This window comes from Chelonobacter oris (assembly GCF_000772535.1).
In the GTDB taxonomy this organism is placed as follows: Bacteria; Pseudomonadota; Gammaproteobacteria; order Enterobacterales; family Pasteurellaceae; genus Chelonobacter; species Chelonobacter oris.
Genome location: NZ_JSUM01000016.1, coordinates 1 through 20,916, shown reverse-complemented (window position 1 = coordinate 20,916; position 20,916 = coordinate 1). Strand labels below are relative to the sequence as shown.

General features: G+C 46.3%; 15 protein-coding genes. 14 read left to right on the top strand and 1 reads right to left on the bottom strand.

Features of this window, described 5'->3' with window-relative positions:
- The first annotated feature begins 100 nt into the window (after positions 1–100).
- The 4 genes from fdhD to gdhA all read left to right on the top strand — a co-directional run bounded on the left by fdhD (position 101) and on the right by gdhA (position 6,772).
- Positions 101–922, top strand: a complete 822-nt coding sequence (fdhD, locus tag OA57_RS10810; protein WP_052122479.1) for a formate dehydrogenase accessory sulfurtransferase FdhD — start codon at positions 101–103, stop codon at positions 920–922.
- A 74-nt stretch (positions 923–996) separates the two neighbouring features.
- Positions 997–3,801: a DNA polymerase I gene (gene polA / locus OA57_RS10805; RefSeq protein ID WP_034617658.1), complete on the top strand. Its 2,805-nt coding sequence runs from the start codon at positions 997–999 to the stop codon at positions 3,799–3,801.
- A 42-nt stretch (positions 3,802–3,843) separates the two neighbouring features.
- Positions 3,844–5,310 (top strand): 4-hydroxy-3-polyprenylbenzoate decarboxylase, encoded by a 1,467-nt coding sequence (ubiD, locus tag OA57_RS10800; RefSeq protein ID WP_034617654.1) that lies wholly within the window; start codon positions 3,844–3,846, stop codon positions 5,308–5,310.
- A 115-nt stretch (positions 5,311–5,425) separates the two neighbouring features.
- Entirely contained in the window at positions 5,426–6,772 is a 1,347-nt protein-coding gene (gene gdhA, locus OA57_RS10795) for an NADP-specific glutamate dehydrogenase (protein ID WP_034617651.1), read from the top strand.
- A gap of 90 nt (positions 6,773–6,862) precedes the next feature.
- Here the strand turns inward: gdhA and OA57_RS10790 are convergent, their stop codons facing one another.
- Positions 6,863–7,804 (bottom strand): sugar ABC transporter substrate-binding protein, encoded by a 942-nt coding sequence (locus OA57_RS10790; protein ID WP_034617649.1) that lies wholly within the window; start codon positions 7,802–7,804, stop codon positions 6,863–6,865.
- A 253-nt stretch (positions 7,805–8,057) separates the two neighbouring features.
- On the opposite strand from OA57_RS10790, the gene OA57_RS10785 reads away from it, so the two are divergent.
- The 10 genes from OA57_RS10785 to murI all read left to right on the top strand — a co-directional run bounded on the left by OA57_RS10785 (position 8,058) and on the right by murI (position 20,620).
- Positions 8,058–9,557 (top strand): sugar ABC transporter ATP-binding protein, encoded by a 1,500-nt coding sequence (locus tag OA57_RS10785; RefSeq protein WP_034617646.1) that lies wholly within the window; start codon positions 8,058–8,060, stop codon positions 9,555–9,557.
- An 18-nt stretch (positions 9,558–9,575) separates the two neighbouring features.
- A complete protein-coding gene (locus OA57_RS10780) occupies positions 9,576–10,604 on the top strand; it encodes an ABC transporter permease (RefSeq protein WP_034617643.1) in 1,029 nt (342 codons plus the stop codon).
- A gap of 303 nt (positions 10,605–10,907) precedes the next feature.
- The gene (locus tag OA57_RS10775) at positions 10,908–11,756 is read left to right on the top strand and encodes a class II glutamine amidotransferase (RefSeq protein ID WP_034617640.1); all 849 of its coding nucleotides are present in this window, start codon (positions 10,908–10,910) and stop codon (positions 11,754–11,756) included.
- Between the two features lie 232 nt (positions 11,757–11,988).
- Positions 11,989–13,953 (top strand): acetate--CoA ligase, encoded by a 1,965-nt coding sequence (gene acs, locus OA57_RS10770; RefSeq protein WP_034617637.1) that lies wholly within the window; start codon positions 11,989–11,991, stop codon positions 13,951–13,953.
- A gap of 133 nt (positions 13,954–14,086) precedes the next feature.
- The gene (gmk, locus tag OA57_RS10765; protein ID WP_034617634.1) at positions 14,087–14,710 is read left to right on the top strand and encodes a guanylate kinase; all 624 of its coding nucleotides are present in this window, start codon (positions 14,087–14,089) and stop codon (positions 14,708–14,710) included.
- A 58-nt stretch (positions 14,711–14,768) separates the two neighbouring features.
- Complete coding sequence (gene rpoZ, locus OA57_RS10760; protein WP_034617631.1) at positions 14,769–15,041, top strand: DNA-directed RNA polymerase subunit omega; 273 nt, start codon at positions 14,769–14,771, stop codon at positions 15,039–15,041.
- Between the two features lie 27 nt (positions 15,042–15,068).
- Positions 15,069–17,198: a bifunctional GTP diphosphokinase/guanosine-3',5'-bis pyrophosphate 3'-pyrophosphohydrolase gene (gene spoT, locus OA57_RS10755; protein ID WP_034617629.1), complete on the top strand. Its 2,130-nt coding sequence runs from the start codon at positions 15,069–15,071 to the stop codon at positions 17,196–17,198.
- Between the two features lie 11 nt (positions 17,199–17,209).
- Positions 17,210–19,291: an ATP-dependent DNA helicase RecG gene (gene recG / locus OA57_RS10750; RefSeq protein WP_034617627.1), complete on the top strand. Its 2,082-nt coding sequence runs from the start codon at positions 17,210–17,212 to the stop codon at positions 19,289–19,291.
- Entirely contained in the window at positions 19,284–19,790 is a 507-nt protein-coding gene (locus OA57_RS10745; protein WP_052122478.1) for a chorismate--pyruvate lyase family protein, read from the top strand. Before recG ends, OA57_RS10745 begins: the two co-directional genes overlap by 8 nt.
- Positions 19,790–20,620, top strand: coding sequence for a glutamate racemase (murI, locus tag OA57_RS10740; protein WP_034617624.1), 831 nt, complete (start codon positions 19,790–19,792; stop codon positions 20,618–20,620). The genes OA57_RS10745 and murI overlap by 1 nt, the downstream gene beginning before the upstream one ends.
- Positions 20,621–20,916: the final 296 nt, after the last annotated feature.

The following is a 20,916-nucleotide window of genomic DNA, read 5'->3' as shown; positions in this document are numbered from 1 at the left end:
CGCATTTTATGTAATCCAGATCAATATGATACTCTGCCATATTTTGTGAACAGGGGCAGAATTATGACAATTTACCTATTTTTGATTAGGGAGCGAAGTTTTGTCAACACTGAAAACAAGAGACGTCGGCGTCTTTCAGCGCCGTGAAAAGACGGTCGAAGCCCAACCGCACTTGGTGCAAAAAGCCGATTTGTTGGCGTGTGAAGTGCCGGTTGCCTTGGTTTATAACGGCATTGCACATACCGTTATGATGTGTACGCCGGCCGATTTGGAAGAGTTTGCATTGGGATTTTCCCTTGCTGAGGGGATTATCGATAAACCGAGTGAGATTTATTCACTAGAAGTCAAGACGCTGACAAACGGGGTGGAAGTGCATATCGAGATGGCGAGCCGCTGTTTTATGGCGCTGAAAGCGAAACGGCGCACACTGGCGGGCAGGACCGGTTGCGGCTTGTGTGGGGTTGAGCAGTTACAGCAGGTCATTCGGCCGCTAACGCCGTTAAACCGCACTTTACGCTTTGATCTGGGAAAATTGAATGACTGCCTGATGCAATTACAGCAGGCGCAGCGGCTGGCGCAACAAAGTGGCGCGACCCATGCGGCGGCATTTTTTGATCTTAACGGTAAGCTGTCGGCGATTCGGGAAGATGTCGGGCGCCATGTGGCGTTGGATAAATTACTGGGTTGGTATGGCGGGCGGCAAAAGTGCGGTTTGCCGCAAGGCGTTGTCCTCATCACCAGCCGTGCCAGTTATGAAATGGTGCAAAAAAGCGTTGCTTGCGGGATAGAAATCTTAATCGCCGTTTCCGCCGCCACCGACTTCGCCGTCAGCCTTGCCGAACAGCATAACCTTTCCTTGGTCGGTTTCGCCCGCGAGAACCGGGCGACGGTGTATTGTGGCGAAGAGCGGTTTACAATTTAAATCCGTTTTTGAACCGCACTTTTGTTACAATAAAGCGATAATATTCCGAACGACTAAATAGAAGCGACAAACTTATGACAGCCAAAATTGCCGAAAACAGCCTGATTCTGGTGGACGGTTCTTCTTATCTTTACCGTGCTTTCCACGCCTTTCCGCCGTTGACCAATTCGTTGGGCGAGCCGACCGGTGCAATGTACGGCGTATTGAATATGCTGAAAAGCCTGATTTCACAAGCCAATCCGCGTTATCTGGCGGTGGTGTTCGATGCTAAAGGCAAAACCTTTCGTGATGAATTATTTGAACAGTACAAATCGCACCGTCCGCCGATGCCGGAGGATTTGCGCAAACAGATTCTGCCGCTACACAGTATTATCAACGCTCTCGGCATTCCGCTGCTGGTGATTGACGGGGTAGAGGCGGACGATGTGATCGGCACGTTGGCCGTGAATGCTTCAAAGTGCGGTCAGAAAGTATTGATCAGTACCGGTGATAAGGATATGGCGCAGTTGGTGGACGACAATATCACCTTGATTAATACTATGAACAATACGTTGCTGGATCGGGACGGCGTTATCGAAAAATACGGCATTCCGCCGGAATTGATGATTGACTATCTGGCGCTGCGCGGCGACAGCTCGGACAATATTCCCGGCGTTGCCGGTGTCGGTGAAAAAACCGCACTTGGGCTGTTACAGGGAATCGGCAGCATGGCGCAAATTTATGCCAATCTGGATAAAGTGGCGGAGTTGCCGATTCGCGGGGCGAAAAAGTTGGGCGACAAACTGGCTGAAGCCAAAGAAATGGCGGATTTATCGTATCTGCTGGCAACGATTAAAACCGATGTCGAATTGCCGTTGAATTATGATCAATTGACGTTACAAGCGGCGCAAAACGATGAATTGATCGAAGCGTTCGGACGTTATGAATTTAAACGTTGGCTGAATGATATTCTACAAAACGGCAGTAGTTCGGTAACCGCGGCAGAGTTGCCGACTCGCAGCTTTAATGCTTATCAGGCAACCGCCGATAGCGGTCAAAGTGCGGTTGCCGATGTGCTTGAAAGCGTGCAGGTAGACCGCACGTTGTACCAAACGATTTTGACCGACGCTGAGTTGGCGCATTGGTTGGGCAAATTGTCGACTGCGGAATTGATTGCGGTCGACACCGAAACCGACAGCCTGAACTATATGCAGGCCAATTTGGTCGGGATTTCATTTGCCCTGCAAAATGGCGAAGCCGCCTATTTGCCGTTGCAGCACCGTTATCTTGATGCCCCGGAACAGCTGGATTTGAGCGCCGCATTGGCGAAATTAAAACCAATTTTGGAAAATCCGCAGATCAAGAAAATCGGGCAAAATATCAAATATGACGAAACGATTTTTTTCCGTCATGGAATCGAACTGCAAGGCGTGGCGTATGACACCATGCTGGAATCTTATATTCTGGACAGCACCGGTCGCCATAATATGGACGACTTGGCGAAACGCTATCTGGGGCATAACACGATCACGTTTGAAGAACTGGCGGGTAAAGGCAAAAATCAGCTGACTTTTGATCAGATTCCAATTGAACAGGCGGCGGAATATGCGGCAGAAGATGCGGACATTACCATGAAGTTGCACCAAACCCTGTGGAAAAAAGTGCAGACCGAGCCGACGTTGGGCGAGCTATTCGAAAAACTGGAAATGCCGTTGGTATCGGTGTTGTCTCGCATTGAGCGTAACGGCGTATTACTCGACAGTGATTTACTGTTTCAGCAATCAAGTGAAATCGCCAACCGTTTGATTCAGTTGGAACAACAAGCGCACGAACTGGCGGGAGAGCCGTTTAATTTGGCTTCCACTAAGCAGCTGCAAGAGATTTTGTTTGGCAAACTGGGCTTGCCGGTGATTAAAAAAACCCCGAAAGGCGCACCTTCGACCAATGAAGAGGTATTGGAAGAGTTGGCATATGAACATGACCTGCCGAAAATATTGGTCGAACATCGCGGCTTAAGCAAGTTGAAATCCACCTATACCGATAAACTGCCGCTGATGGTGGATAAAGACAGTGGGCGGGTGCATACCTCGTACCATCAGGCGGTTACCATCACCGGACGTTTGTCGTCCAGTGATCCGAACTTACAAAATATTCCGATCCGAACCGAGGAAGGACGGCGCATTCGCAAGGCGTTTGTTGCCGCTAAAGGTAATAAAATCATTGCTGCCGACTACTCGCAAATCGAATTGCGGATTATGGCGCATTTATCTAACGACAGTGGGCTGGGCAAGGCGTTTGCCGAAGGAAAAGATATCCACCGCGCCACTGCCGCCGAGATTTTCGGGGTGTCGTTGGACGACGTTACATCAGAGCAGCGCCGCAGCGCCAAAGCGATTAATTTCGGGCTGATTTACGGTATGAGCGCCTTTGGGCTGGCACGCCAGTTAGGTATTGCGCGCGGACAGGCGCAGCAATATATTGATTTGTATTTCCAACGTTATCCCGGTGTACAAACCTTTATGAGCGACATTCAACAAAAAGCCCGTGAACAAGGCTATGTGGAAACCCTGTTCAAACGCCGTTTGTATCTGCCGGAAATCAAATCGACAAATGCAATGCGGCGCAAAGGTGCGGAACGGGTGGCAATCAATGCACCGATGCAAGGCACGGCGGCGGATATTATCAAACGGGCGATGTTGGCGATTGATGACGAAATCCTCAACAGCGACGAGATTAAAATGATTATGCAGGTGCACGATGAGCTGGTGTTCGAAGTGCGGTCGGACAAAGTGGAACATTACGCCGCACGGATTAAAACCTTAATGGAACAAGCCGCCGAACTTGCCGTGCCGTTGATTGCCGAAGTCGGTGTCGGTGAAAATTGGGACGAGGCGCATTAATGCGTGATGATAGACAATGAGTAAACATCACAGGATAGTTGCATGAAATACAAAAACCTGCGTGATTTTATCGATCTGCTGGAACGGCAGGGCGAGCTGAAACGGATATCGCATCCGATCGATCCGCATCTGGAAATGACTGAAATTGCCGACCGCACTTTGCGTTTGGGCGGGCCGGCATTATTGTTTGAAAATCCCATCGGCTACGAAATTCCGGTGTTGTGCAATCTGTTCGGTACGGCACGTCGGGTCGCCTTGGGCATGGGGCAGGAAAATGTGACCGCCCTGCGCGAAGTCGGCAAATTATTGGCATTTTTAAAAGAACCCGATCCGCCGAAGGGGTTTAAAGATTTAATCGACAAACTGCCGCAATTCAAGCAGGTGCTGAATATGCCGACCAAAGTGTTGAGCAAGGCGGATTGCCAGCAAATCGTGTTGCAGGGCGAACAGGTGGATTTGTACCAGCTGCCGATTATGCACTGCTGGCCGGCGGATGCGGCGCCGTTGGTCACTTGGGGGCTGACGATCACCAAAGGGCCGTATAAAAAACGGCAAAATCTGGGCATTTACCGTCAGCAACTGATCGGAAAAAATAAACTGATTATGCGCTGGCTGTCGCACCGGGGCGGCGCATTGGATTTTCAGGAATGGAAAGAGGCTAACCCGAACGAACCTTTTCCGGTATCGGTAGCGTTGGGTGCTGATCCGGCAACGATTTTAAGTGCGGTTACGCCGATTCCCGATACGCTGTCGGAATATGCGTTTGCCGGTTTGCTGCGCGGCAATAAAAGTGAAGTGGTAAAATCGATCTCCAATGGGTTGGAAGTGCCGGCAGGGGCGGAAATCGTGTTGGAAGGCTATATCGATCCGAACGAAACCGCACTTGAAGGGCCATATGGCGATCATACCGGTTACTATAACGAACAAGAATATTTTCCGGTATTGACCGTAACGCATCTCACAATGCGTAAAAATCCGATTTATCATTCGACGTATACCGGTCGACCGCCTGATGAACCGGCGGTGTTGGGCGAAGCGTTGAACGAAGTGTTTATTCCGATTCTGCAAAAACAGTTTCCGGAAATTGTTGATTTTTATCTGCCGCCGGAAGGGTGTTCTTATCGCTTGGCGGTGGTGACGATCAAAAAGCAATATCCCGGCCATGCTAAGCGAGTGATGATGGGGGTTTGGTCATTTTTACGCCAGTTTATGTACACTAAATTTGTGATTGTGTGTGATGACGATGTTAATGCCCGTGACTGGAAAGACGTGATTTGGGCGATTACCACCCGCAGTGATCCGGCGCGTGATTGCACGGTTATCGAGCATACCCCGATTGACTATCTGGATTTTGCCTCGCCGATTGCCGGTCTCGGCTCGAAAATGGGGATTGACGCCACCAATAAGTGGGCGGGCGAAACTAACAGAGAGTGGGGCAAACCGATTAAAAAAGATTTAAAAATTGTGAAGAAGATCGATGAAATCTGGGAAAAGTTGGCTATTTTTTAGTAACGATCTGATTTAGAATAAAAATCCACTTCGGTCAAAAAACTGAAGTGGATTTTTTATAAAAACGATAACGACTCTTCACACACATCATATTTCATTGAAAAAGGTAAACTTTATGAGCAATCTCAGCACACTCGACGACTTTTTGACACAGTTGGCGAAACGTGACGGCCACCAACCGGAATTCCTGCAAGCGGCGAAAGAAGTGTTCACTTCCTTATGGCCGTTTATTCAGGCTAATCCGAAATATGCTTCGTACGGATTATTGGCACGTCTGGTGGAGCCGGAGCGGATCATTCAATTCCGTGTCTCTTGGGTAGACGATAAGGGACAGGTGCAAGTCAATCGCGCTTTCCGCGTACAATACAATAGCGCAATCGGCCCGTTTAAAGGCGGTATGCGCTTTCACCCTTCCGTGAATCAGTCTATTCTGAAATTCCTCGGCTTCGAGCAAACGTTTAAAAATGCCTTAACCACATTACCGATGGGCGGCGGCAAGGGCGGTTCCGATTTTGATCCGAAAGGCAAAAGCGACGGCGAAATCATGCGCTTTTGCCAAGCGTTAGTTTTGGAATTATACCGCCATATCGGCCCGGATACCGATGTGCCGGCAGGCGATATCGGTGTGGGCGGACGAGAAATCGGTTACTTGACCGGCATGATGAAAAAACTCTCAAACAACACCGGTTGTGTGTTTACCGGCAAAGGCTTGACCTATGGCGGTAGCCTGATTCGTCCGGAAGCGACCGGTTACGGTTTGATCTATTTCGTACAAGCGATGTTAAAACGCAGCGGACAGTCTTTGGCGGGCAAAACGGTTTCGGTTTCCGGCTCCGGCAATGTGGCGCAATATGCGATTGAAAAAGCCATCAGTCTGGGCGCTAAGGTGATTACCTGTTCCGACTCGCTGGGGACTGTGATCGACAAGGACGGCTTCACGACTGAAAAACTGGCGGCGTTGATGGAAATTAAAAATGTGAAATACGGCCGAGTAAAAGAGTATGCCGAGCAATTCGGGCTGGAATATGTTGCCGGAGTCAAACCGTGGGGCGTTAAAGTGGATTTGGCGTTGCCGTGTGCGACCCAAAACGAACTGGATTTGGACGATGCCAAACAACTGATTGCCAACGGTGTGCAGTTGGTGGCGGAAGGTGCCAATATGCCGACCACGATTGAGGCGACCGATGCCTTGATCGATGCCGGCGTGCTGTTCGGCCCCGGTAAGGCGGCGAATGCCGGCGGTGTGGCGACCTCCGGTCTTGAAATGTCGCAAAATGCCGGTCGTTTAAGTTGGACGCGCGAAGAGGTGGATCAAAAACTACACGAAATCATGCTCTCTATCCACGCAGTCTGCGAGCGATACGGGGTGCAGGAAGACGGCAATATTAACTACGTCATCGGCGCCAATATCGGCGGTTTCGTCAAAGTCGCAGACGCCATGTTGGCACAAGGCGTGTATTAACCATCATATTAAACCGCACTTTTAATTAAAAACCGAAAGGGATACTTTCGGTTTTTTGTTATTTAAAAAATCATTATCTGAATGAATATTCTAGTAGTTTTTTGATTTTTCTTTATCGACTACAATAGGATCGACATAAAAGACATCAGGAATTTCCTGTTTATTGATCTGTTTTAATGCCGATTCAATGGCAATGGCGACTTGTTTTTTAGGCAGTTGATCAATCGTATTTTGCATTTTACCTTGTTTGACGTATTCAATAGCTAATGGAATACCATCATATCCGGTAACAAGAACTTTACCTGCCAGTCGTGCATTTTCAACAGCCGTAACGGCCCCTATCGCCATATTGTCATTTGCGGCAAAAATGCCTTTAATATCAGGATTGGCGGTTAGAATATTGCTTGTCACATTAAGTGCTTGTTCCGTTTCCCAATTGGCGGATTGTGAGGCGACAATTTTGATATCGGGATATTCGGCGAAGGCTTTTAAGGCGCCTGCTTTCCGTTGTTCGCCGTTATCTACCCCAGGAATACCTTCCAAAACGGCAACATTACCTTTTCCGTTAATAGCCTCTGACAGATTTTTAGCGGCTAAATAACCGCCCAAAAAATTATCAACACCGACATAGTTAAATTTTAAACCTGCTTTTTCCGCTGCATTCGAATCTAAACGAACATCAAGATCGATAATGGGAATACCTGCTTTTTGGGCTTTTTGGAAAGCGGGTATGAAAGCGATGGAGTCGTTGGGCGTTACGATGATGGCATCTACTTTTTTGGCTATCATATTTTCAACTAAGCCAACCAATTGTTCTGTCGAGTCCTCTTTTTCTGCAACTTGTACGATTAAATCAATATTCATTGCAGCAGCCGTCTCTTCGGCACCTTGCTGCATCGAAATAAAATATTCATTACTGAGCGTTTTCATGAGCAGTGCTATTTGTGGTTTGTCAGCGGCGTTGACTGTGGTAGACAGTGCAAAAGTCAATAATCCGGTTTTAATTGACTTGAGTAAGAATTTTGTTTTCATCTGAATTTCCTCTTAGAGTGCGCCATATTGAGTTTCTTTAAGCTGATAATATATTATTTACCAGTGTTTTAATTTTAACATTTTTCGGCTAAATAAATGTGATAAAAGACACATTTTTAGAGGTCGATTAGGGTTTTATCGGTTTTATGTGATTCTTTTGACGCGACTGTTTTTATTTTGTGATAATGATCGCATTTTTTGTTTGAAAAAAAATCTATTCTTGACACATTCGCATCAATTGAGGATATGAGAAATGACTGTGGATAACAGTAATCAAGTTGTACTTGAATTGAATAATGTTAATAAAAGTTTTTTTGGTATTAATATTCTAAAAAATATTAATTTAAAAATTAAAGCCGGAGAAGTGCATTGCTTAGTGGGTGAGAACGGGGCGGGAAAATCAACCTTGTGCAAGATAATTGCCGGTATCTATCCGCGAGATAGTGGGAAAATATTTTATCATGGAACATATTATTTGCCAAAAACGGTCAAGGATGCTCAAACGCTCGGGATAGGATTTATTCATCAAGAGTTAATGCTGGTTCCGCAATTAAGTGTATTGGAAAACATATTTTTGGGTTCGGAAAAGAAACTGGCATGCGGTAGAATGAATTGGAAATATATGAGAGATAAAACAAAAAATATTATTAATGAATTAGAGTTGGACATCAAGCCTGATGATCTTGTCTCTACACTTTCAATTGCACAGCAGCAAATGGTCGAAATCGCTAAAGCAATACTCGGTGACTATAAAGTCATTATTTTTGATGAGCCTACCGCATCTATATCACGAAAAAATACAGAGGTGCTTTTTAAAATCATTCATCAACTTAAGAAAAAAAATGTTGCCATGATCTATATTTCCCATCGACTGGAGGAATTTAAGTATATTGCAGATAAAATTACAGTATTAAGGGATGGAGAAGTAAGTGGTACACTAAATTATCAAGATATATCGCATGATGATATTGTGAAGTTAATGGTGGGTAGAGATGTAAATTTTAGCCATTATTATCGAGATATTGTTTTTGATCAGAAAAAAGCAAGTTTTAAAAATATAAATAATAATAATATCAATAATGTTTCATTTTGTCTGCATAAAGGTGAAATATTGGGATTTGCAGGGTTAGTGGGCGCAGGAAGGACCGAGTTACTACGCGCTATTTATGGTGCGGATGATTCGACAGGAGAGATTTATATTGATGATGAAAAAGTCGAAATAAAATCTCCTGAAGATGCAGTAAAGTTAAAAATAGGATTTATTACAGAAGATAGGAAATCTCAAGGCTTGGTTTTAGGTTTAGGTATTAGAGACAATATTACATTACCGATTCTTAAACGTTTTTGGAATAATTTTTTCTTAGATCAGAAGGCTGAAAGAAAGGTGGTTGATGATAACATAAGAAAACTAAGAATAATATCAATAAATCAAGAGCAAGAAACAAGAACGCTATCCGGTGGTAATCAACAGAAAGTTATTATTGCCAGATGGCTTGAAAGTGGGGTCAATATTTTATTCTTTGATGAGCCAACAAGAGGTATCGATATAGGTGCAAAATCTGAAATATATGATTTGATGCACCAATTTGTTAATAACGGCGGCAGTATCATCATGGTTTCTTCTGATTTACCTGAGTTGATGACAATGTCTGATAGAGTGATAGTGATGCGTAATGGTAATAAAGTTAAAGAAATTGTGAATAAAAATGAAATGACAGAACAAAACCTGATGCGTTTAATGATCGGTATCTAATCATTGGAGAATAGTATTATGCTTGACTTTAAAAAAATTATTTCAAAACTCGGTATCAGCATCGTTTTGCTTTTTATGGTTGTCGGTATGTCTTTCACATCAGATTTTTTCTTATCAACCAATAATATTTTAAATATACTGTTACAAGTATCCGTTATTTGTATTATATCTGTAGGAATGACATATGTAATCTTGACAGGCGGAATTGATCTTTCGGTCGGATCCATTGTGGCGCTTTCGGCTGTTTCTTTAGGGATATTCATTCATTCCGGGCTGGATTGGGTGGGGGAAAATGCATCGGAATTATCAGTGTTATTCGTCGTCATATTCTCCATTTTAGGTGCAATTTTAGTCGGTGCAATATGTGGATATGTCAATGGATTTATTATTGTACATTGTAAAGTAACCTCTTTTATTACGACATTGGGTATGATGGGTATTGCTCGAGGACTGGCATTGACTTTTTCGGATGGCAAAACAATTTATAATTTCCCTGATACGCTACGTTTTTTTGGAAATGGACAATTATATATTAGTGAAGGCATCAGTATTCCGATTCCGGTCATTATTGCCTTGTTCGTCGTGGTTATAAGTTATTATATCCTCACTCAAACGATTTTCGGTAGACAGATCTATGCATTGGGCGGAAATCGTGAAGCCGTGAGATTATCCGGAATTAATGTCAATAAATTAGAAATTAAAGCCTATGTTATGAATGGCGCACTCGCGGCAATAGGTGCGGTTATTTTGGTAGGGCGGTTGAATGCAGCGCAACCAATCGCAGGTAATGGTTATGAATTAGAAGCAATTGCGGCGACGGTTATTGGCGGTACAAGTTTGATTGGCGGGGTCGGCTCGGTAATAAGCACTTCTATGGGCGCACTAATAATGGGAGTATTACAAAACGGGTTAACATTGTTAAATGTAACCTCTTATCTGCAACGGTTAATTATTGGGCTGGTTATTATTTTAGCTGTCTTTTTAGATCAAGTTCGCAGGGGAGAAATATCAACCAATCAATTAAAACGCTTGTTTTTCCGCGAGTGAAATATTACCAGAAATTATGTAGGCATAGAGAATAATGATGAGCTATTCTTTTCTTTTTGAGCAGTAAACAGGCGTTTTATCTTGCCGTAGCGGAAACTATCAAGAATAGTCGGCTTGTCGACGGTTGGCGGCAAAGTGCGGTTGCACGCCTTGATACTGATAAAATGAAAACGTGTAAAAAATCTGCAAAAAATGAATAACCTCCTATTTTCTATTGATAAAAAAAGCGTATAATTCTGCACCATTCGATTTATCTTTTCACTTCTTTAACAAGAAGTTTGGTGTGCTTGCAGGTAGCGTTTTATGTGTCAGCTTTTGGGTATGAATTGTAACAGCCCGACCGATATTGTTTTTTCTTTTGAAGGGTTCCGCCGCCGTGCGGGGATCACCGATCACCATTCCGACGGTTTCGGCATTGCTTTTTTTGAAGGTAAAGGGGTACGGGTTTTCCGTGATGATAAGCCGTGCAGCTCATCGCCGATTGCCGATTGCGTTAAACAATACCATATCAAATCGCTGAATGTGATCGCTCATATCCGTAAAGCGACACAGGGGCAGGTCAATCTGGAAAACACTCACCCGTTTATGCGTGAAATTTGGGGTGAAAATTGGGTGTTTGCCCATAACGGCAATTTGAAAACCATGCCGGATCTGTCGGAAAGCCGTGCCCAACCGATCGGCACCACCGATTCCGAAGCCGCATTTTGCTATATGGTGGAAAAACTCAAAGTGCGGTATCCGAAAAAACCGGATGATCAAGCAATCTTTGACGCAGTACAGGAAATTTCGTGCGAACTGGCAGAGTTGGGGACATTCAACTTTATTTTGTCTAACGGGCAAATCATGCTGGCGCATTGTTCCACCAATCTGCACTATGTTATGCGCAAAGCGCCGTTCGGCAAAGCGTTCCGTATTGACGACGAAGGGGTGATTGATTTTAACGAATATGCCAAACCGAATGATAAGGTCAATATCATTTCCACGTTCCCGCTGACCAAAAACGAGCAATGGGTCAAAATGGAACACGGCGGTTTCGTGATGTTCAAGGACGGTGAAAAAATTCACGAAGTGGTCGGTGTATTCAAACAACTGGAAGACGACGGCACGACTTGCCGAGTGCAGGATACGGTGCAATCGCAGCAAGCCGCGTAATATTTTTTGTTTGCATTTTTATGTTATATGACCGCACTTGCGGTCATTTTTTTGCCTTTAATGCAGGATTGAGGAAAAAAGATCCAATTCTGTGATCCAAGTCTTGAAACAAATTATTAACAACTATTGCTCATTATTTTAACTTCATATAGGGTAAACGGGAGCTTGTTTCATTTACAGCGATCGTCTGCTTTCTTTCGCTTCCTGTAACTTCGTTAAGAGGAATGTCGATATGCAACACCTTGATTCCGTATTAAAAGAGAACCGTATTTTCAAACCCAGTGATGATTTCCGTCGGCACGCCAATATCGGCGAGTTGGAAGCGTATCAGGCGCTATGGGAATTTGCCGATAAAGACTATTTGCAATATTGGGCGGATTTGGCGCGTGAACTGATTAGCTGGAAAAAGCCTTTTATGACCATTTTCGACGATAGTCGGGCGCCGTTTTATAAATGGTTTCCGGACGGAAAACTCAATGCGTCCTATAATTGTTTGGATCGCCATCTGCCCGATAAAGGCAATAAAACTGCGCTAATCTTCGAATCGGATTTCGGGCAGGTGAACAGTTTCACTTATAGCCAGCTGCATAATCGGGTTTGTCGCTTCGGCAATGCGTTGCGTGAGCTGGGCGTCGGCAAGGGCGATCGGGTAGTGATTTATATGCCGATGATTGTCGAGGCCGTGATTGCGATGCAGGCTTGTGCCCGAATCGGGGCGGTACATTCGGTGGTATTCGGCGGTTTTTCGGCAGGTGCTTTGAAAGATCGGATTGAAGATGCCGAGGCGAAACTGGTGATCACCGCCAACGGCGGCTTGCGCAGCGGAAAGATTATTCCGTTGAAAGAGACGGTTGACGAAGCGCTGGAGATGGGCTGCCGCAGTGTTGAGAACGTGGTGGTGTATTATCGTTTGAATATTGATACCGCGTGGAAAAACGGGCGTGATCTCTGGTGGCATGAGCTTTCCAAAAAACAGCCGGATTTTTGCGAACCGGAATGGATGAATTCGGAAGATCCGTTGTTTATCCTCTATACCTCAGGATCGACCGGCAAGCCGAAAGGGATTGTGCACAGTACCGCAGGCTATTTATTGGGCGCAATCAATACGTTCCGCAATGTGTTTGACAATAAGGCGGACGATATTTATTGGTGTACTGCTGATGTCGGCTGGATCACCGGCCATTCTTATGTCTGTTACGGGCCGTTGGCAAACGGGGCGACACAGGTGATTTATGAGGGGGTGCCGAGTTATCCCGATCCGGGGCGGATTTGGCGAATGATTCAGCGGCATAAGATCACCGTGTTTTATACTTCGCCGACCCTGATCCGCTCTTTGACCCGATTGGGCGAACGCATTCCGAATAAATATGATCTCTCGTCGTTGCGTCTGCTGGGCAGTGTGGGCGAGCCGATCAACCCGTCGGCATGGATGTGGCTGTATGAGGTGATCGGCAAGGCGGATTGCCCGATTGTCGACACTTGGTGGCAGACGGAAACCGGTTCGATTATGCTGTCGCCGCTGCCGGGCATCAATTCGATGAAACCGGGTTCCTGCACCTTGCCGTTGCCGGGGATTATGGCGGATGTGGTTGATGAACGTGGTCAGAAAATCAGCGATCAAAGCGGTGGGATTTTAGTGATCAAACGCCCGTTTCCATCGATGCTTCGTACTATCTGGAATGATGACGAGCGTTATAAATCAACCTATTTCCCACAGGAATTGGGCGGCAAATATTATGTAGCGGGGGATTCGGCACACCGTGATGAAGACGGCTATTTCTGGATTTTAGGGCGCACCGACGATGTATTGAATGTTTCGGGGCATCGTCTCGGCACAATGGAAATCGAATCGGCACTGGTTGCCAATCCGCAAGTAGCGGAAGCGGCGGTGGTCGGGAAGCCCGATGAAATCAAAGGGGAAGCCGTGGTGGCGTTTGTCGTGCTCAATACCGCACTTCCCGACGGCGATGAAGCGAAAGCATTGGCGGAAGAATTGAAACTGTGGGTTGCGAAAGAGATCGGCAAAATCGCCCGACCGGAAGATATCCGTTTTGCGGAAAATCTGCCGAAAACCCGTTCCGGCAAAATCATGCGCCGTTTGTTGCGGGCTATCGCAAAAAACGAAGTGATCACCCAAGATGTTTCCACACTGGAAAATCCGCAAATTATCGGGCAATTGCAACGGCAAGTGTTGTAATGCCGCCGAATTACCTCAAGTGCGGTCTGATACAGACCGCACTTTGCCCTTTTCTGCCTAATGATGCATTTTTTACCTGATTTTTTTTATATTTTGCGACATAATCAGCGCATAAAATGAAAAAAGGAATATTATGCAAAACGGTCACCTCTACATTGTCTCTGCCCCGAGCGGCGCAGGCAAATCCTCGCTGATTTCAGCCCTGTTGAAACAACTGTCGCAAGATAAGGCGCAGGTTTCGGTATCACACACCACTCGCCAACCGCGTCCGGGCGAGGAACACGGGGTCCATTACTATTTCAGTACGCCAGCCGAATTTGAACGTTTGATCGCACAAGGTTTATTTTTGGAATACGCCAACGTGTTCGGCAATTATTACGGCACCTCGATTCCGATGATCGAAAGCCATCTGGCGCAGGGGATCGACATATTTTTGGATATTGACTGGCAGGGTGCGCAGCAAGTGCGGTCAAAAATGCCGCGCTGTAAAAGTATTTTCATTTTACCGCCGTCACTGACGGAATTGGAGCAGCGCCTGATCGGACGCGGGCAGGATTCCGCCGAGGTGATTGCCGCTCGAATGGAAAAGGCGATCAGCGAAATGGCGCATTACGATGAATATGATTATGTCATCATTAATGATGATTTCGAGCGGGCAGTGGCGGAAATCAACGCGATTTTGATCGCCGATAAGGTGACACTGGCGGCGCAGCAGCAGGCGCAGCAATTATTAATTCAGCAACTACTGGCGAAATGACGGCAGCTTTAGTATCATATCGGGTTTAATCGTAAAGCCTATTGAGTGGAGAAAGAGTATGGCACGAGTAACAGTGCAAGATGCAGTAGAAAAAATCGGCAACCGTTTTGATTTAATTTTAACGGCTTCCCGTCGTGCGAGACAGCTACAGTCGAATGTGCGTGAGCCGTTGGTCGAGCCGGAAAACGACAAGCCGACCGTGATCGCCTTGCGTGAAATCGAAAAAGGGTTGATCAATAACGATATCATGGATAAGCAGGATCGCTACGAGCAATTAGAACAGGAAACGGCGGAAATTCACGCAGTTTCTTTGTTGTCTGACGAGCAGTAATTTTTTCTCGACTATAGCAGGTGTAATTTGTATCTATTCGAAAGTCTGGATCGCATTATTCAGGGCTATTTGCCGCCGGAACAGATTGAACTGGTCAAGCAGGCCTATGTTGTCGCACGTGACGCGCATGAAGGGGTAACCCGTTCCAGCGGTGAACCGTACATTACCCACCCCGTTGCGGTGGCATCGATTATCGCCGAAATGAAACTGGATCACGAAGCCGTGATGGCGGCGTTGTTACATGACGTTATCGAAGATACACCTTATACCGAAGAGCAGTTGACCGAAGCTTTCGGCCGTAGTGTCGCCGAAATTGTGGAAGGCGTGTCGAAACTGGATAAATTGAAATTCAGAACACGCAAAGAGGCGGAAACCGAAAATTTCCGCAAAATGATTCTGGCGATGACCAAAGATATCCGTGTGGTGCTGATCAAACTCGCCGACCGTACCCACAATATGCGTACACTCGGCTCGTTAAGACCGGACAAACGGCGCCGTATTGCCAAAGAAACGTTAGAAATTTACAGTCCGCTGGCACACCGTCTGGGGATAGAACACATCAAAAACGAATTGGAAGATTTGGGCTTCGAAGCCCTGCATCCAAACCGCTATCAAGTATTACAAAAAGTAATTCAGGCGGCGCGCGGCAACCGTAAAGAGATGATTCAGCGAATTGCCGATGAAATCAAAGGGCGGTTAAACGATGCCGGTATCGCTTCGCGCGTGTTCGGCCGGGAGAAGCACCTTTATTCGATTTATCAGAAAATGCGTTTGAAAGAACAGCGTTTTCATTCAATTATGGATATTTATGCGTTTCGTGCAATTGTCGATGATGTGGACACCTGTTATCGGGTGTTGGGGCAAATGCACGGTTTGTACAAACCGCGTCCGGGACGGGTCAAAGATTATATCGCCATTCCGAAAGCCAACGGCTACCAGTCGTTGCATACTTCCATGATCGGGCCGCACGGTGTGCCGGTCGAGGTGCAGATCCGTACCGAAGATATGGATCAAATGGCGGAAATGGGGGTTGCGGCACATTGGGCGTATAAACAGGGTAGTGAAGTGAAAAACACTACTGCGCAGATCCGCGCTCAACGTTGGTTGCAAAGTTTGATTGAATTACAACAAAGTTCGGGAAATTCGCTGGAATTTATCGAAAGTGTTAAATCCGATATGTTCCCGGATGAAATTTATGTCTTTACGCCGAAAGGGCGGATCGTAGAATTGCCGACCGGGGCGACTGCAATTGATTTTGCCTATGCGGTGCATTCCGATATCGGTCAAACCTGTATCGGTGCTCGGGTTGATCGTGTGCCTTACCCATTATCGCAACCGCTGGAAAGCGGGCAGACGGTGGAGATCATTACTGCTCCGTCGGCACGTCCGAGTGCCGGCTGGTTGAATTTTGTCGTGACAGCCAAAGCCCGCTCCAAAATTCGTCAAACCTTGAAAAATCTGCGCCGTGACGAATCGGTCATTCTGGGGAAACGCCAGCTGATTCATTCCCTTTCCCCGTATAAATTGGACGATATCGATCCGTTGCGGTTACAGCAGCTGTTGGCGGAATTGAAACTGGACGACATGGATGATTTATTGGCGGAAATCGGGTTGGGAAATCAAATGAGTGCGGTGATCGCTCATAGCTTGCTCGGTGAAAAAATTGCGATTGATACCGATGGCATTCCGAATAACCATAAAGATTCGAATTTGATCATCAAAGGGGCGGAAGGGTTGTTAATCAGCTGTGCCAAATGTTGTCATCCGGTTCCCGGTGATCCGATAATTGCGTTTGTCAGCCCGGGCAAAGGCTTAGTGGTGCACCATGAATTCTGCTCTAATATTACGCGTGAAAGTCATAGCCAGCCGCAGCATTTCACTTCGGTCGAATGGGAAAAAAGCGAAAACGGAAGTGAATTTGATGCGGAACTGCGGATTGAAATGGTCAATAAACAGGGTATTTTGGCCAATTTGACTTCGGCGATTGCCGCCACCGGCAGCAATATCAAAAGTATTACCACAGAAGAAAGAGAAGGGCGGGTTTACTTTGTCACCCTCCTGATTTCAACTCACCATGTGCAGCAGCTTAACGGGATCATGAAAAAGCTCGGTTCGGTTTCCGGCGTGATCGAGATCGTTCGTAATATCAACGAATAGGTGATTTTGGCATGAAAGAGCAACTGCTGGACGCGATTCCTCTGACCGCACTTGCCGGCGTCGGTGCGGCAGTTGCGGCCAAATTGGCTAAAATTAATATCCATAATGTACAGGATTTACTGTTTCATCTGCCGAGCCGTTATGAAGATCGCACCCGAATTACGCCGCTGAATGAGATTCGCCCCGACGGTTATGCCACCATTGAAGGCGTGGTGCAGACCAACGAGGTCACATTCGGGAAACGCCCGATTCTGAGTGTGACTTTGTCTGACGGCAGCAGCAAAATTATGCTGCGTTTTTTCAATTTTAATGCCGGTATGAAAAACAGCCTCAGCGCCGGCACACGGGTGAAAGCATTCGGTGAAATTAAACGCGGCCGTTTTATGGCGGAAATCCACCATCCGCAATATCAGATTATTCACAATGATCAGCCGTTGCTGCCGGAAGAGAATCTGACCCCGATTTACCCGACTACCGACGGTTTGCGTCAGACCGCACTTCGCCATTTAACCGATCAGGCATTAAAACTACTCCATAGCACACCGGTAAACGAACTGCTGCCGGTGGGATTTACTCCGCATGAGATCAGTCTGAAAGATGCGCTGACCTTTTTACATCGTCCGCCGCCCGGTGTTTCGTTTGATCAATTGGCTCAGGGCACTCATCCGGCGCAACAACGTTTGATTTATGAGGAGTTGTTGGCACATAATCTCGCCATGCAGCAGAGTCGGGCGGAAACCAAGTGTCTGAATGCGGAAGTGTTGCGCGAAGATACCGCATTAACGGTGCAGTTTTTGGCGCAGTTACCGTTTCAGCCGACCAAAGCTCAGCAACGAGTCACTCAGGATATTCGTTTGGATTTGGCAAAAAGCGAACCGATGATGCGTTTGGTACAAGGTGATGTCGGATCGGGCAAAACGCTGGTTGCCGCCTTGGCGGCACTGATTGCCATCGGCAATCATAAACAGGTAGCACTGATGGCGCCGACTGAAATTTTGGCGGAGCAACATGCGCAAAATTTTCGCCGTTGGTTTGAACCGTTGGGCATTGAGATCGGCTGGCTGGCGGGCAAAGTGAAAGGTAAAGCACGTCGGGCCGAGCTGGAAAAGTTGAAGTGCGGTCAGATCAACATGATTATCGGCACCCATGCTTTGTTTCAGCAAGAGGTGGAGTTCCACAATTTGGCATTGGTGATTATTGATGAACAGCACCGTTTTGGGGTTCACCAGCGTTTGATGTTGCGTGAAAAAGGGCTAAAAAATGCCGTATATCCACATCAATTGATCATGACGGCAACACCGATTCCGCGGACATTGGCGATGACGGTATATGCGGATTTGGATACCTCGATCATTGATGAATTGCCGCCGGGACGAACGCCGATTCAAACCATAGTTGTTTCCGAAGAGCGGCGTGATGAAATCGTACAGCGGGTAAATCAGGCGTGCAGCCATGAAAAACGGCAGGCATATTGGGTATGTACCCTAATCGAAGAATCCGAGCTACTGGAAGCACAGGCGGCCGAAGCAATAGCAGAAGATTTGCAGCGAGCCTTGCCGAACCTGGCGATTGGGCTGGTACACGGCCGCATGAAACCACAGGAAAAACAGGCGATTATGCACGCTTTTAAAGAGGCGGAACTGGATTTACTGGTGGCGACCACGGTGATTGAAGTGGGTGTTGACGTGCCGAATGCCAGCCTGATGATTATCGAAAATGCAGAGCGCCTCGGTTTGTCACAATTGCATCAACTACGCGGACGGGTTGGGCGCGGCAGTATCGATTCTTATTGTGTACTGATGTATAAGCCACCGCTCGGCAAGGTGTCCCGCCAGCGGCTACAAGTTTTGCGAGACAGCCAAGACGGCTTTGTCATCGCTGAAAAAGACTTGCAAATCCGCGGACCGGGGGAAGTTCTGGGAACAAAACAAACCGGCATCGCCGAATTCAAGATTGCCAGCTTAATGCGTGATCGTAAAATGATCCCGCTCGTGCAGCATCACGCCAGGCAGATTATCGAACAATATCCGGCGTGTGTCGATGCCTTGATTAGACGCTGGTTGGATCAACGGACAATGTATAGCCATGCGTAACGAGCTTGAACGATACCGCACTTTATTGCAAAGTGCGGTTTGGCAAACACAATCAGTCGGCACAAATCGCTTGACAGCAAAAGAAACGGCGTGGCTGCTATCGACAGATTCGCTCACGGTCAAACTGAAAAGACATTGCGGTCAGTTTCATGTTGAACTGTTAAATCAAGATTGGTATCCGAATCCATTAGCAAATGAAAGTGCGGTTTTGCCTGCGGGGCAGGATTATTTTGTTCGGGAAGTTTTTTTGTATGGTAACGGACAACGCTGGATTTTCGCCCGTACCGTGATTCCCGCATCGCTCAGCAGACGATTTCCGCCATTGTTGGCGTTAGGGCAAAAGCCGCTGGGTGAGTTTTTATTTGAACAAAAATTCAGACGTGATGCATTGCAATGGAGTAAAATCAACGGACTGGCGGCGAGGCGTTCCCTGTTCTATATGCAGGCGGATGCGTTGTTGGTGACGGAACTGTTTCTTGATGACTTTGGTTATTTATAATGAATAAAGACAATGCGTTAGCGACTATTTTAGTATTTGATTCCGGTGTGGGCGGCTTAACGGTCTACCATGAAATCCAACAACTATTACCCCACTATCATTATCTTTATTGTCTGGATAATGCCTTTTTTCCCTACTCGGAAAAAAGTGAGCGGCAGATTATTGACCGCACTTTGTGGGTTTGCCGCCGACTCGTCAATCAATATCCGATAGATTTGATCGTCATTGCCTGCAATACAGCCAGTACGGTCGTGCTGCCGACCTTGAGGGAGCATTTGCCGCAGCATATCGGAATTGTCGGCACCGTGCCGGCGATTAAACCGGCTGCAGCCGTCTCGCAAAGCAAACATATCGGCTTATTGGCAACAAAAGGGACGGTCAAGCGAGCCTACACGGAAGACCTGATCCAACGTTATGCGGCAAACTGTATCGTTGAGAAAATCGGCACCACTGAACTGGTTGAACTGGCGGAAAGAAAAATGCGGGGCGATTCGGTTGACTTGGGGCGTCTGCATAGCATTGTCAAACCGTGGGTGGAATTAAAGGATTTGGATACCGTGATCTGGGGGTGTACACATTTCCCCTTGTTGGAGAATGAACTAAAACTTTGCTTGCCGCATGTGAAGTTTTTTGTCGATTCGGGCAAAGCGATTGCCAAACGGGTAAAGTATTTATTACAGCAAAAACAACTGTTCAGAGAAAAAGCGAAACTTGATGAAATTTCCCGACATTTGATTTTTGCGACAGCGCCGATAAACCATATTTTTGGTTTTCATAATATGATGCAACGCTATGGTTTTAGCGAATTAGGCTATTTATCACAAGATTAATAATCAAGGACGGCTGATTCCTGCTCACAAAGTGCGGTTTAAATCCTCGTTTTGTTTAAGAAATTATCAATCGATCCCGTTTTTCTCAAAATAGTGATCTTTTTTGAAAAAAGATCTTGCCAAAAAATATTGGCGCTCTATAATGCGCACCCACTGACAGCGAGAAAGCAAAATGTTTTAAGTTGTCAGATAGTTGAGTGATAAATAATACTGAAATCACTTGACGAAAAAAAATGGATTGTGTAGGATATCAATCCTTTCCGCTAAAAAAGTGGAAATTGTTCTTTAACAATTTA